The sequence below is a fragment of the Vibrio sp. PSi01 genome (assembly GCF_054960695.1).
The window spans coordinates 1-15,757 of record NZ_JBHNYN010000019.1; the positions used below are offsets into that span (position 1 = coordinate 1).

General features: G+C 45.0%; 6 protein-coding genes. All 6 read left to right on the forward strand.

Translation table 11 applies throughout. The features are described from left to right. The coding region (locus ACFI6G_RS19055; protein WP_462710423.1) for a T1SS-143 repeat domain-containing protein at positions 1-9,256 on the forward strand (9,256 nt) is incomplete at its 5' end. A gap of 33 nt (positions 9,257-9,289) precedes the next feature. After that, positions 9,290-11,449: a type I secretion system permease/ATPase gene (locus ACFI6G_RS19060; protein WP_016791119.1), complete on the forward strand. Its 2,160-nt coding sequence runs from the start codon at positions 9,290-9,292 to the stop codon at positions 11,447-11,449. Next, complete coding sequence (locus tag ACFI6G_RS19065) at positions 11,442-12,767, forward strand: HlyD family type I secretion periplasmic adaptor subunit (protein ID WP_016788819.1); 1,326 nt, start codon at positions 11,442-11,444, stop codon at positions 12,765-12,767. The genes ACFI6G_RS19060 and ACFI6G_RS19065 overlap by 8 nt, the downstream gene beginning before the upstream one ends. A gap of 34 nt (positions 12,768-12,801) precedes the next feature. Next, positions 12,802-14,115, forward strand: coding sequence for a TolC family outer membrane protein (locus tag ACFI6G_RS19070; protein ID WP_016793083.1), 1,314 nt, complete (start codon positions 12,802-12,804; stop codon positions 14,113-14,115). Then, entirely contained in the window at positions 14,115-14,753 is a 639-nt protein-coding gene (locus tag ACFI6G_RS19075; protein WP_016793082.1) for an OmpA family protein, read from the forward strand. The genes ACFI6G_RS19070 and ACFI6G_RS19075 overlap by 1 nt, the downstream gene beginning before the upstream one ends. After that, positions 14,753-15,697 carry a PstS family phosphate ABC transporter substrate-binding protein gene (locus ACFI6G_RS19080; protein ID WP_462710424.1) on the forward strand — a complete coding sequence of 315 codons (945 nt, stop codon included), beginning with the start codon at positions 14,753-14,755 and terminating at the stop codon, positions 15,695-15,697. The genes ACFI6G_RS19075 and ACFI6G_RS19080 overlap by 1 nt, the downstream gene beginning before the upstream one ends. Positions 15,698-15,757 lie beyond the last annotated feature (60 nt).

Sequence of the window (15,757 nt, forward strand, 5' to 3'; positions counted from 1 at the left end):
CATCACCGATGTTGATGGTAAGTCAGAAAGTTATACCGCGATAGTTTCTGGTGGCGAATGGACATTAGTCAGCCAAGACTATTCGGGTTTTGCTGAAGGTACGCTAACAGTAGAAGCAAGTGTTACAGACGTTGCGGGTAATACGGCAACTTCTAGCGATACCATCGTTAAAGATACGTTAGCGGACATCAGTGTCGATTTTGATGGTTTTGGTGATGAATATTACAACTCTGCCGAGGTGAGTAATGGCGCACTGGTCGGCACGGTGACCAATGTTGAAGACGGTCAAGAAGTTTCAATCACTATCACCGATGTTGATGGCAAGTCAGAAAATTATACCGCGACAGTGACTGGTGGCGAGTGGACTCTAACTGGCCAAGATTACTCTGCCTTCGCTGAAGGTACGCTAACAGTAGAAGCAAGCGTTACGGACATTGCCGGTAATACGACAACTTCTAGCGATACCATAGTCAAAGATACGTTGGCGGATATCAGTGTCAATTTCGATGGTTTTGGTGATGAGTATTACAACTCCGCCGAAGTGAGCAATGGCACTTTGGTCGGCACGGTGACCAATGTTGAAGATGGCCAAACAGTGTCAATCACCATCACCGATGTCGATGGTAAGTCAGAAAGTTATACCGCGATAGTTTCCGGTGGCGAGTGGACTCTAACTGGCCAAGATTATTCAGCTTTCGCTGAAGGTGAGTTAACGGTTGAAGCAAGCGTTACGGACATTGCCGGTAATACAGCAACTTCTAGCGATACCATCGTTAAAGATACGTTGGCGGACATCAGTGTCGATTTTGATGGTTTTGGTGATGAGTATTACAACTTAGCCGAAATTACTAATGGTGCCTTGGTTGGCACGGTGACCAATGTTGAAGACGGTCAAACGATCACTATTACCCTTACCGATAGCCTTAATGTCTCCCAAGTTTATACGACCACAGTAGTTGGCGGAAATTGGACGCTGACAGGTCAAGACTATTCGGGGTTTGCAGAAGGAATCTTGACCGTAGAGGCTAGCGTTACGGATGTTGCGGGCAATACTGTTACTTCTAGCGATATAATCGTTAAGGATACTCTGGCAAGTATCACAGCAAAATTCGATGATGCCGACAACATACTCAACACTGAAGAGGTTCAATCTGTTCGTCTACAAGGTGTTGTTCAAAATGTAGAAAATGGACAGCCTATTACCGTCACAGTTTCGGATAGCAATAATCAGTCTATCACGTTACAAACCGTAGTTGTTGCAGGGGCTTGGAGCATCGATGATGTCGATCTGTCTGCATTTGCGGATGGCAACATTACCGTAGAAGCAGTTACCGTTGATATTGCAGGTAATGAAACAACGGGCACAGACTCGACAGGACAAATTGATACCGTCCCACCTGTTATCGATATTGATACCTTATCTGGTTTCAACATCTTAGATTTTCGTAGTGGTGATTTAACCACCATGCAGGGTACGACCGATGTTTCCGAAGGTTTACCTGTCTACATAGAGATCAATGATGGTACGCAAACGCTGACTTTTGAAGGTGTAGTTGATGCGTCCGGTGGCTGGCTAGTCGAGAATATTGATGTCTCTAGCTTAGACCCATCTACTGAGTGGATTATCGATGCGAGAGTTGTTAACTCGATTGGTAATGAAGTCAGTGATGACATGCCAAGTATTATACTGCCAGATTCAGTCTCATTTTCTGAAAGTACGGTTGGTATCTTTGGAGATCAAACCCAAGTCGCTGACATCAATATTCAGTTTGCTGATGAGTTTGCTTTTAGTGCAAACCAAGTCTCTGCTGAGGGAGTGACGTCTCAAGGTCAATCTATCGCTATTGAATTAGAGTCTGACGGTCAAGTGATCAAAGCAACACGAACCGATGGAACACTGGTTTTCGAAGCTAAGATTGTTGGAGGTACCGTTGAAATCACTTTCTACCAAGCGGTTGACCAACAGGCTGGTGAAGAGTTACTTCAAACGGCGATCATTATCGAAGGTCTTCAGATTGATGATGATGGAACCACTGAGCTCGTTTTAGGCGAATTACCGATCACGATTCTAGATTCTGAACCTTTGCTGTTCGGCGAGTCTTACTCGATGGTTGAAGGTGAAACATCGTCAGGCAACGTTCTTAACAATGACATTGACCTTGATACCGCACTAACCATTAGTAGCGTCGAAGTTGGTGGAGTCAGTCAGGATATTTCAGGTGCAACTCCTGCGGTGTTCAATACCGGGGATGGTGTATTGACCGTATTTGCTAATGGCCAGTGGACCTTTGAAGCCAATCGAAATCTAGATCATAACCAAGACCATACCGTTATCTTCAATTACGTTGCCGCTGACTCTAGTGGTGATTTTGGCTCTGCAACGGCGACTATTGATATCATGGATGGTGCGGCAGGACAGATATTGGATGATTCGAAAACGGTGACGGAAGTCGACGTGACCTCCGGTTCGCAAACCATCAATGCTCAATTTACTGTATTAGGTGGTTCGGATAATCCAGCCCCAGATTCTATACAATTTAGCTCTGAGACTGTCGCGCGACTAGAAGCGTTAGGTATTACTTCAGGTGGCGACGCTACAGTGCTTACTTATACTCTCAGCGCAGATGGTCGTACTATTACAGCTAAGCAAGGTGATGATGATGTGTTCTCGTTTTCAATGACGACAACGGTCAACGGGAACAATGTACTTGCCGATATCGTTTTGGTGATTGAACGGCCACTCGACCATGTGCTCACCAGTGATTTACTTACGATTCCGTTAAATATTATTGGCACAGACACCGATGGCACTGCTTTAGAAAACGGCCAAATATCATGGGTGATCGAGGACGGTAATGATCCGAGTTTAATTCTCGATTCAAATTCTTCGGTCAACGAGTCGGAGCTAAGCAATGATCCTATCGGTGAAGTCAGTAGCACCGGAACCTTCAGTATCGGGATTGGCAGTGATTATTTAGATAGCGTGTTCTTTGATTTAGCTGATCAACCTCAGCTCTTTAGTGGCGGCGAGCAGATTTATTACACCGTTTCTGAGGATGGTACATTATTGACTGGCTACGCAGGGCCAGTCGCTGGTGGTGACGTTGCCTTTACCGTGAGTTTCGCAGCGCCGGTATCAGATGATGTAGACAGCAGTGTGGATTACGTCTTCACACTGTACAAAGGTTTGGATCAAGCCAATGGCACAGATACCATACCGTTTACTGTTACAGCCCGTGATTCCGATAACGACCAAACTAAACTAGATTTAATCGTTTCTATTACCGACGGTGGTGAGCCAACGATTGGCAGCGGTACGGTTGAATTGTCTGAAACCCCAATTGCGGATACTACTCCTGATGGCGTAAAACAGAGTGCAGTGGTTAATTTGGATATCACGGCATCGCATGATCCTATCGTTTATCTTGGTATTGATGTGACAAACGGTCAAGCCGTTTTGGATAGCGACGGTGAAGCAGTCACCCATAATGGCGAGGCTTTATCTTGGAGAGATAATGGTGATGGCAGTTTTGATGCGATATTAAGTAATGGCGATGTCATTATGCAGATTCGTCTGCCATCTGATTATTTCTTAGAAGCTAATATCTCAGGTACCGTTGCCGTTGAGATTGATTTATATCGCTCTATTGATCATGGTGCTGGGTTAAAAGATACCGAATTGAGCATACCGGCCACGGTTGTCGTTATTGATTCAGATGGTTCGCGTTCCACCCAAAAATCAGACATTAAAATATACGATGGTAAGGATCCTGCATTCTCGATTGTAGGCAGCATATCTGTCGATGAAGATGGACTCATTGGTGACAACGAACAAACTGGGACTGAAGAACCAAGCCCATCGATCGCTATTATCCAAGGCTCGGACGATATCGCATCAGTTTCAGTTAATACCGATGCTTTTGACGCATTAGCTTATACCAGTGGTGGGCAAGCCATTTCATTGCAGGCAGTGAATGCCGATGGTTGGTATTACGCTCAAGATACGTCGGGTAACGATATCTTCCGAATTCGTTTTAACAACGATGGCACAACAGAGTTCAATCTATATGCGCCGTTTGATCATGCTACGGGTGATGGTGAAAATAATCTTGCTGTGAATTTTGAATTGGTCGTTACTGATGCCGATGGTGATAGTTCTGATCCGGCTATTTATGTTGTTAATGTTACGGATGCAGTGCCAACTTCTCGTTCTGGTTCCATTGAAATGGTGGAAGGCGATAATCTCAGCGGACAGTTCTTAACAGAAGAATTTGCTGGTGCGGATGGCGCCGTCATTGTTAGTTTTGACTATCGCGGTGATACCTACACTTTTACCGATGTAATTACGTCAATCGAGATTGATCTCATTAATGATTTTGATAATAGCGTCTACGGTCAGTTTACTCTTAACTCTGATGGCAGCTACCAACTGACTACTAATGCCAATGTATCAACTGACCCTACCGATCCTCGATTAATCGATGACATTGATTATTTGGTTCGCGATGCCGATGGTGATGAGGTCACGAGTACTGCAGAGCTTGTCCTAGATGATAACGAAGGCTTTATTCGTTATGAGGATTCTGAAACTACAGAAGATAACGATGCCATTATTGTGGTGAGTGTTTCTACCGGAGACGTTGACCAAAGCGAAACCGTTACGGCTATTGAATTCTCAGAAGATTCTTTGCAAGGCGGTAGCCTGTATTTAGATGGCGTATTACTTCAAGTGGTTGATGGAAAAGTGACGCTTTCAGGCAATCAGTTAACGGTGATTGACAGTCAGTTTACCGGCCCTAATGGTCAGTTAACTTATCGACCGGCACTTCATGAATCAAATACGACCTCAACGGTTATTCTAGCGATCAACGCCATTATTAGTACTGACACAATTCCAAAAGAATTGACCGCAGATGTCTCTGTTTCTGTTTTACCCGTAGCGGATGCGCCGGATTGGTCTGATTCAGTGTTCACCTACCAATCGGTAGAAGATGACGCAGACCCAATTAAATTAGATATCACTGCTCAGTTGGTTGACCAAGATACATCTGAAGAACTGTCTTACACCATTAGCGGCATTCCCGATGGGCTGAATATCACCTTGAACGGAAACGCGGTTAAAGAAGGCAAAGAGTACACCCAGAACCAAATCGACAAAATGGAAATCAGAGCTGATGAAAATCTTGCTGGTCGATTTGAGTTTGAGATTACTGCGATTGCAACCGAAGCGGGAAACACTTTCGCTGACCCCGCAGATAAAACGGCCGATATCGTCAATACCGTAGTCGTTGAAATCTCACCGGATGCTGATACTCCACATGTATCCGTTAAGGACTACAAAGGTCTAGAAGATGAAATCATCTTCCTCAAGAACGTGATTGATGGATCGCTAACTGATACCGACGGTTCTGAATCGTTAAGCTATCAAATCGAACTGCAAGATGGTTGGTCTATCCAAGGTGGACTGTTCGACTTAATTGGTCCTGATACCTACCTAGTCTCTGCGGAGGCCATCGAGAATGGTGTGGCTTATCTTCTACCAAAAGAAGACATCAGTTCGTTTACTGAAGATTTGTACATTAAGGTCACGGCGGTAGCCACAGAATCTGCCATTGACTCACTAGACCCTATCAATGTGACTGCGTTAAGCGATACTCAAACCATCAACATCTTCCTCAAAGGCGTTGTTGATGAACCTACTGTTGTGGATGGAGGAAATGCGCATTGGGAATATGACAGTATTACCAAAGTCATCAGCAATCAATCTGTTCTCAATGAAGATGGTTTGATTCAACTCGACTTTGTCGTCCAAACAACTGATGACGATGTTTCTGAAGATATCAATATACTGCTTACTAATATTCCTGACGGCACCTTGCTGGTGGATTCATTGGGTGAGCCTGTGTCGCTGACCATCGCCTACATTGACGATGTAACAGGCCCAGTATTCCAGGTTTCTAACGCCCAACTGAATGATTTGTATCTCAAGCCAATTACTGATTTTAGTGGTGAGCTAGAGCTAACCGTTATTGCTATCTCTACAGAGCCTGATGGTGATTCGGGCGAATTCCCGATGGCGTTGAAGGTGACTCTCGATCCTGTTGTCGATCAGACCGATGGTGTAGTCGTGAGTAGCGTTGGTATTGAAGATAGCTACATTACACTGTCATTAAATATTTCGGTTAATCAAGATGTTGACAGTAGTGAAACGTTAACAGGTTACATTATTGATAGCTTGCCTGATGATCTAACTCTGTATTTCGATGGTGTGGAGATTACTGTTGATGCTGCTGGTTTAGACTTAGGTGGGTTAGCAAGCTCAGAAGGAGTCACTCTTCAAGAATTACTAGATAGCGACAGATTAACCGTTCTTGCTACTGAAGATTTGAGCGGTACATTTTCGATCCCAATTACCTATGAAGTTACCGACACCTCGCCGACAGGCGCAACTGATGTAAAAGATATCTCGGGAGCCATTAGTGTTACCGTTGATGCGAGGGTCGAGTCAGATACACGTTTAGAAAGTTCGGGTCAGCTGTACACCAGTGATGACGGCTCTCCGGTCAACGTGTCAGACGCGGTTACTTTTGTTGATGCTGATATGGATGGCTCAGAGTACTTAGATTATATATTGATCGATGTACCTGATGGGTACTCTTTGATTATCGACCACCCTAACGGAGCTGCTCAAGATATTTCAGGAAACTGGATTATCTCGGCGAACGGCCTGACGAGTGACTCTATCCAAGAGTTGGCGCAAGAAATCTTGAGCGGTATGACGATCTCTAGCCCAAGCGATACTCCCGTTTTAGATATTGTGGTTCGTGCTCGTGTGATTGATGGTGAAGATTCGAAGTATATTGATACTTCATTCCAAATTCAGATCACTGGCCATGACGGTGGTGGCGGTACTTGTGACCCCGTTGGCCCACCAAGTCCCATTCAACCGGGTGGTGATATTAAGACTGATGAAGGTGAAGATATCGATTTAACGGGCTTGCTCAATACCAATGTAGCGAGTGACCCAGACAATACGATCTCTTTCTATATTCCTGCTGATTCTCTTCCTGAAGGCGTCGAGATTTCAGGTGATGGTGTTATTGCGGAATATGACGCGGCTGGCGAAGTTGTCGGTTATTCAATTACTGCCGATGGTCTCTCGAAACTAACGCTAACAGGATTAGATGAAGACTTTGCCGGCTGTATCGACTTTACGATTAAAACCATTGAGACCTCTCCTTGTAACGGAGAGACCGTCACAACAGATCAAACCATCAGTATTCAAGTATTGCCTGTTGTGGATGACATTACCGTTGCCACGGATTCGACAACAATCCAGGAAGATATTACAACCGACCTTAACCTTGAGTTAGTTCTCGGTGATAGCGTTGAAGACGGGCAGTTAATCACGGGAGAGGGTAACAGTGCTACCGGTAAAGAGACCATTAACTCTCTAACAATAACGGTATCAAATGGCGGCACGCTATCGGAAAGCCCTACTGATACTGGTTTGTTGGTTGATAACGGCAATGGTACGTGGACGGTAACCGATCCTAGCCGATTGAGCGATGTGTTGGTAACACCACCAGAACATTACAGCGGCGAAATTACCTTAACAGTGACGGCCAATATTACCGATGAAGCGGATTGTGTCGTTGAAACCGATACTCAAGACAAGACGACCGTGGTGACGATCACCGTTGAACCTGTTGCGGATGCGGCGAACTTGGTGACGGAGGATATAGTAGGCGACGAAGACAACTACATTTCACTGTCATCACTTAGCGCGGAGCTGATTGACCAAGATGGCTCTGAAAATATGTCCTTGGCATTGAAAGGCGTGCCTGAAGGCGCGGTTGTTGCGATAAAGGTGGGCGATAGCTACGAATTAGTTCCAAATAATGGCGTTGATGGCGGTACCTTTGATGGTAACCCTACTTATGAGTGGCAGCTCGATCCAAGTCAGCTTGCTAATCTTGTTATTCTGCCGCCACGAGATTTTAGTGGTGATATGAATCTAGTCCTTGAGGCGATTACTCAGGAAATCGGCACGACAGATATTCGTTATACCGAATCTGAATTTACCGTTGGTGTAAACCCTATCGGCGATAAAGTGGAGTTCTTCGATTTACCTGAACAGCTCACTGGAAGTGAAGATGATGGCATCGTGATTCCTCTCGATGCTAATAGCTTTGAAACCAACAGTGATGAATTCTTAGCAATTACCGTAACGGTGAATTCGACTTCGGATCCATCAGGTTTAGTTGGGCTAGATCGAATTCGAATTGGATCAGAAACCAGCTCTTTCACTAATGTGGGTGGCATCATACAGGCGACGATCCTCGTTAAAGCAAGCTCTGTTGATGAGCTCGAATTCTTTGCGGGCGACGCGTTTGGTAACCTTGATATTACGATTACAGGCCGAACGGTTGATCAAAATACGGTACTCGGTGAGTTAGTGGTCGACACGGGTGACCCAAGTTCACAAGATATGACGCTTATCATCACACCAGAGCCTGATGCTCCGTTATTGAGTGTTGAATACTCTTCGATTGTGGCAGAAGCGAGTGGCACGATTCCGCTTAACCTAGATCTCTCTCTTGTTAACCCTGCCGACTCAGAAGCGGGCTTCATTACCATCTATGATATTCCCGCAGGTTTGACGTTCTCACACGGTTCTATGGTCGATGGTCAGTATGTGGTGGATTTAGCGGATGTACCTAATTTGGCTATTACTGGCGGTTATGATGGTGTTGAACCATTTGAACTCACCATCGAACCTTCTGCTGAAATAGGCAATAACCAAGCGGTAGGGTTACCTCAAACGGTATCAGTTGAGTTTGTTGCTGAAGGGAATTCTACGATTACCGCGACAGATGATAATGATCTGCTGATTGGCGGTACGGGCTCTGATAATTTTGTGTTCGCCTCTTCAGGCTTAGGGAGTGTAGAAGCCCCAAGCTACGATGTAGTTCAAGATTTTGATGCGTCTCCAGATACTGATGCAATTGACCTCTCGGGTATTTTGGGAAGCCTAGGGCTTAATACAGGGTTAGGGGCAACACAATATCTAGATTTAGAAGAATCTGGTGAAGGTGTGACCATTTCTATTAAACCTAATGGCGATGAAGACGTTCAACAAAACATCTTATTAGCCGATGTTACGTACGACGATCTGTATCAAGGTGACAGTAGCAGTGCATTAGAAGCACAAATTTTACAAAAAATGATAGAAGACAATAATTTAACGCTGTAAGTTAGATGTACAGTCTATAAAAGGAAGTTTAGATTGGTAGAACAAAAAGACAGCTGGCTAGGTTGTGTTGAATGGTTATGTGAGCATTTTAATGTTCGCAGCCATCCTTCCAAAATAGTGTCTGGCCTACCTTTAAATGAAGGAAGGCTCAATGAATCCCTTTTTCCAAGAGCTATTGAAAAATCGGGGTTAACTTTGAGCCACGTTAAAAAAGAATTACTGACTCAATGTCAGTTCCCTGTTGTTGCTGTTAATTCCGCGACAGGGAGCCCCCTTGTTGTCACTCAAGGCTCCGGTGGCGAATTTCAAGTATTGGATTGTGAAACCAACTCAAGCCAAGAAACATCGTTAAAAGACTTGGTTGCTCAAGTGGAATCGTATGTGTGGCAAGTAGGTGCTCAAGCACTTGATGATGCGCGTGTTCAATCCCATGAACGTAGCGAGAATAAATCCAACACCCGTTGGTTATGGCGTGTCGTCAAAGAAGTGAAACCTTGGTATCGAGACCTGTTTATCGCTTCATTCTTGATCAACTTACTCGCGCTAGTCGTGCCTCTGTTTACCATGAACGTGTACGACCGCGTGGTGCCAAACCAAGCGTTTAACACGCTTTGGGTTCTGGCAGCAGGCGTTGGTATTGTCGTTATTTTTGATTGGGTGTTGAGAAGCTCACGCAGCTCTGTGACTGATATGGCTGGGCGCTATATTGATAACAAGTTGTCTTCCCAATTGTTCTCAAAAGTCCTTGGTATGAAGTTGGAAAATCGACCTCAGTCGGTAGGCGCCTTTGCCAGACAGCTTCAAGATTTCGATAGCGTGAAAGATTTCTTCACTTCTATTTCTTTGGTTACTTTAGTCGACCTGCCATTCACCTTGTTATTCCTATTCCTTATCGGCTGGCTCGGTGGTGCGATGATGTTCATCCCTGTCGCGATCATGTTGGTATTGATCGTGCTAAGCATTGCGATGAAAGGTAAAGTCGAGAAAACATTCGATGAAACCGCACGTTTGTCGACACAAAGACAAGCACAGCTGTTTGATTGCTTAACAACTCTTCCGGATATCAAGCAAAACAATGCTGAAGGTATTACCCAGAAGCGTTGGGAACAGACTATTTCATCGCTCTCTCAATGGCAGACTCAATCTCGCCACTACTCTAATATCGTGACACATTCCATTCAATCGAGTCAGCAGATCGTCACCATTACTCTCATCATCTTCGGCGTGTATCAGATCTCTGAAGGCTTGCTGAGTATGGGTGGTTTGATAGCTGTGGTGATGTTGAGTGGACGTGCCGCAAGCTCGGTGAACCAACTTTCTCTTCTATTGCTGAGGTTTCAACAAACACGCTCAGCCGTTGAAGGCCTAAATCAGATCATGGACTTACCGCAAGAAGAGTCCAAGCATCAAGTGATTGATAAGGGTGACTTTGACGGCGGAGTTAGGCTGGATGAAGTTACGTTTACTTATCCAGAGACTCAAAGCCCAGCGCTAAAGGAAATCTCTTTTGAAATAAAACCGGGTGAGCGAGTTGGCCTTGTTGGTGCGGCAGGCGCAGGAAAAACCACACTTTTATCGATTGTTGCACGCCAATATTTACCAACAACAGGACAAGCTTTCTATCAAGAGATTGATGGGCAGTTATGGCCAACCAGTGTCTTGCGCAGTGGTATGGGTTGGGTGGGGCAAACCACCAATCTTATCTTTGGCAGTGTTTACGACAACGTCACACTGGGTGCGACCAACGTTGATGAAGAAAAGCTAAGACTAGCGCTGCAACAGTCTGGCCTTAACGGTTACATGGGGCGCTTAAGCAATGGCTTAGAAACGCCTGTCGGTGAAGGTGGTAGATTGCTTTCAGGAGGACAACGACAAGCTGTTGCTATCGCCAGGGCGCTTTATCGCTGTCCAAAATTACTGATCATGGATGAGCCAACCAGCGCACTTGATAATCAAGCCGAGATACAGTTCTTCAATGCGTTGCAAAGTATGCCAAGAGAAACCTCGATGCTGATCAGCTCGCACAAATCTTCCTTCTTGATGATGTGTGATCGTGTGGTTGTATTAGATAAAGGTCAGATCGTGGCAGAGGGTGAGCCAAAAGACATTCTCTCTCTACAGAAGAAAAGTGCACCCAAAGGGGCGAGTCGGTTTAAGACGGTTTCAGTGGTGAAGGGAGGCCGTCATGAGTAATGATATTCAATGGACCAACAACCACTTGGCATTTCGTTCTCGCAAGCTGATCTGGCTAAGTGCGTTATTGATTGTGTCTATCATCGGTTGGGCGTCATGGGCAACATTGGAAGAAGTCGTGATCGGCGAGGGCAAAGTCGTTCCTAGCCTTTCTGTACAAACCATTCAGAGCTTAGAAGGTGGTCTAGTTCAAGAGATCATGGTGCGACAAGGTCAATCAGTGTTGAAAGGACAGCCTTTAGCTAAGTTAGAAGACACTCGTTTTAAAGCGGCTTTTTTAGAGTCGGCTCAACAAGCGGATACCTTACTGGCTCAACAATTAAGATTGAAAGCAGAGCTGTCGACAGTCGTTTTAAATAACGATGCAAAAGAGTGGTTTGAACGAGTGGTCTTGGTGCCACAAAATATTGTCATCGATGTATCGAGCCATCCGGCATTAATGAACGCCAAAGCCAACTATCGAGAACGTTTAGGTCAGTTGAAATCGGAACTGGAAGAGGCGGCACTTCGCATTGAGCAGCAAGATCAAGCACGTGTCGATACGCTCAATAATATTCAGACTTTAGAGAGCAGCCTAGATATCGTGATTCGAGAGCGCAACATGTTGAAAGACGTAGTGGCGAGTGGTGCTGTAGCAGAAGTCGAGTTGCTGAAACTGAACCGTGATGTGGTTAAACTGAAAGGTGATATTGCTAGCTCGAAAGTGGCGGCTCAGAAACAGATAGCGGCTTACTCAGAATCGATAGCCGACCACCGCAGCATCGCGTTAGATTTTCGTGCCAAAGTACAAGGCCAACTGAATGAAGTGGCCAGCAAAATAGCGCAATTGAATGAAAGCCAACAAGCTATTGCCGACCAACTGAAACGAACTCAAATCTTAGCGCCCGTTGACGGCACGGTGAAAGAGATATTCGTTCGTACTATTGGCGGTGTTGTTCGTCCCGGTGAGCCGATTATTGAGATCATTCCATCAAACAGTGATTTGATTGTCGAAGCGAGGATCTCTCCGCAAGATATCGCGTTTGTTCATAATGGGTTAGGCGCAACCGTTAAATTCACGGCCTATGATTTTGTCATTTATGGCGGACTTAAAGGCGAGGTGATTTATGTCAGTGCCGACGCCTTACAAACGGAAGACGGTAATGCCTATTATCGCGCCCACATTCAATTAGATGAAGATCAACAACACAACTCTGCGTTCAGTATTATCCCGGGGATGCAGGTTGCGGTGGATATATTAACGGGTGAAAAAACAGTATTGAGTTATTGGTTGAAGCCAATTTTACGAGCTAAGGAAAACTCACTTCGCGAGAGATGAAGTGTGTTAAAGCATAAATATAAAAGGAAGTGTAATGCATTCAAAATTCTTACTCTCTTCTTGCTTATTAATGAGCGGGCTGTCTCAAGCTGCTTCATTAGAAGAGTCCGTGGCTTTTGCCATCGACTATAGCCCAGAGATATTGGCGCAGTACTCCCGATACCAATCGGTGATCAGAGACGGAGACGCGGCGAGTGGTTTGTATATGCCACAAGTGAACTTGTACGCGGCAGCAGGTTATGAAGAGACACGCTACAACAGTGGCAGCAAACTCGATACCGATGATCGTGGCCTAACGAGAACCGAGATTGGCGTTAAAGTATCCCAGTTGTTATTCGATGGTTTTAAAACGACGTCGAATGTCGACCGATTAACCTTTGAAGCGGAAGCTGAGCGTCTAACTCTGATTTCGCGAGCTGAAAACGTCTCGTTAGATGTGGTGAGAAACTATCTCGATATTCTCAAGGCAGAGACGTTACTTGAACTGTCTAAGCGTAATGTAAAAGAACACCAAGAGATCTACCAAGATATCCAAGATAAAAAAAGCAAAGGGCTGAGTAGCAATTCGGATTTGGCTCAGATTTCTGCCCGTGTTGCGACGGCGCAATCTTCACTAATCGCTGCTCAAAACAACCTGTTTGATTTACAAACTCAGTACCTACGTTTAGTCGGCAAGCCTGCTGTGAACTTGGTTTATCCACGTTTTGATTATGCTCTGTTACCAAGCTCAGCACAGGTTGCGCTTGAACAGGCTGTCGAGAATCACCCTGAAATCCAAGCCTCTTTGCTTGATATTGACGCCGCTCGTAAAGAGATGCGCCGCGAGAAGGGAGATTACTACCCAGAGCTAAAACTCGAGCTTCATGCCAACAAGAATGACAACGTGTCTAATCCTCCGGGTGGTGTTGATGAAGATGCGCGTATCATGTTAACGATGGATTACGACCTGTTTAATGGCTTCTCTACCGACTCCAGAGTTGAATCATCTGCTTGGCGAGTTGAAGAAGCAAGAGCGATACGATTACGAACGGAGCGTGAGGTTAAAGAGGGCACTCAGCTCGCTTGGAACGCCTACAAAATGCTTGAGCAGCAAAAATCGCTACTTCAACAAAACGTAGATGCGGCAAAAATTGCAGAGCTTGGTTATATCCAACAATTCAATGTTGGAAGACGAAGCCTATTAGACGTACTTGATGCGAAAGTAGAAGTCTTCTTGGCTCGAAGAAACTTTATTAGCACTGAATACGATCAAACATTGGCGGCATATCGAGTTTTGAACGCGATGGGCATGTTGACCTACGCGTTGAGAATTGAGCATCCAGAAGAGTGGCAAGGGGAGAACAAGTAATGAGACATTTTAAATTAGCGCTACTTAGTTCTATCTTGCTGATGGGATGTGCAGAAACGCCCGATACGACGATGACTCGTCATCAGATTGATGATTTGGCAGATAATGATCGTGATGGTGTTATCAATCAGCGAGATCTGTGTGCCGATACACCAGAAGGTGTGACCGTTGACATTAAGGGATGTGCAAACTGGAAAATTGTTGAAGACGTTGAAGTATTAAGCGTGGCATTTGATTTCGACAAATACGTTCTTAAACCAGAACACACCGCCGTGTTAAACGAGTTGGTGCGTTTACTTGGGGAGCAACCTGATGCCTCAGTGACCTTAGTCGGTGATACGAGTTCAGAAGGTACCAATGTTTATAACAAAGCACTGGCCAAGAAAAGGACGGGTGTCATTCGAGATGCTCTGATTGACAGAGGTATCGATGGAGAGCGAATCTTCGAACAAGAATTTACTCAAATTACTAGCTTAACTCAGCATCTTCACAAGCGTAAACGTAGAACCATTGCGGTGTTAAAAGCAGAGAGTATGGAAGTAAATCCATCTTGGAATATCTTTACCTCAGAGATGCAACTCGACAGCAATAGTGATGTTGAATCTAAGACATCGATTGATCCAGTAGGAGGCCAGTAATGAAACGTCTATCTAATAAATCGGGCTTACTGCTTGCTGCTGTACCTGCGTTTTTTTCTGTATCAACGTTAGCGAATGACGTGAGTGATATTGGTTTGGTCGCGATTGAGCCTAATATGCAAGGGCTCGTTGAAGATCTGCTTAAGAGCCAAGAGATCGATCTAGAGATTTTACTGAGTGACAGCGTCCCCGAGCAGATGATCATGCAACGCTCACGTGTTGGTATTACTTCCAAAAAGTGGACTGATAAAGAGATGGCTAGGTTCGACATGCGCTACGGCTACAGACCGACCGAGCTGATGTTTACCGCGGACGTAATAGCGATTCTGGCGAATGAAAATAACCCAGCCACATCCATTAGTGTTGCTGAACTTATAGATGTGTTTGGTTGTTCAAGTGACCCTAAGCATCCTAAATGGACGCCAAGTAGCGACACTAGTGATGGAGAAAGCCTAGACACACACATGTTGCCCTTCGCCATCGACCACAATCTGCAAGGCCATACCACCTTTTCAAGTTGGGTCGAGTGTGGAGCTGATGGCGAATATGCGAATACTCAATTCTTAGCGGATCTGCCGGATCTGATTAGTAAGATTGAGGACGAAGATGCCGCGATTGGTTACACCGTTTACTCGGATCAAATCTCTGATGTGAAATGGCTCAGCGTTGTTGATAATCTAGGGGTGAACTACGACCTAAACAAGGAAACGATTCTCTCAGGTCGTTACCCATTGGCAACGGTTTACTATATGTACCTAAATATTCCAGCGCATCGCAAAGGCTTTACGGAACAAGAGAAGTTCTTTGTTGGGCTGACTTTGTCGGAAGATCATCAAGGCGTGTTGAACCAATACGGTTTTATCAGTTTGCCGCCAGAAGCAATTCAACGTAATAAAGTAAGGCTATCCCTTGAAGAACCAGCTATTGAAGGTGGGTATAAGTGATTCAAATATCGTGATGTATCGTAAAGGGTACGTTATTTGGCGATAGAATTTATCTAGCGG

What these genes read in the sequence shown, in the direction of transcription:
- ACFI6G_RS19065 (WP_016788819.1), top strand. Translation starts at nt 11,442, where the DNA reads ATGAGTAATGATATTCAATGGACCAACAACCACTTGGCATTTCGTTCT.
- ACFI6G_RS19070 (WP_016793083.1), top strand. Translation starts at nt 12,802, where the DNA reads ATGCATTCAAAATTCTTACTCTCTTCTTGCTTATTAATGAGCGGGCTG.
- ACFI6G_RS19075 (WP_016793082.1), top strand. Translation starts at nt 14,115, where the DNA reads ATGAGACATTTTAAATTAGCGCTACTTAGTTCTATCTTGCTGATGGGA.
- ACFI6G_RS19080 (WP_462710424.1), top strand. Translation starts at nt 14,753, where the DNA reads ATGAAACGTCTATCTAATAAATCGGGCTTACTGCTTGCTGCTGTACCT.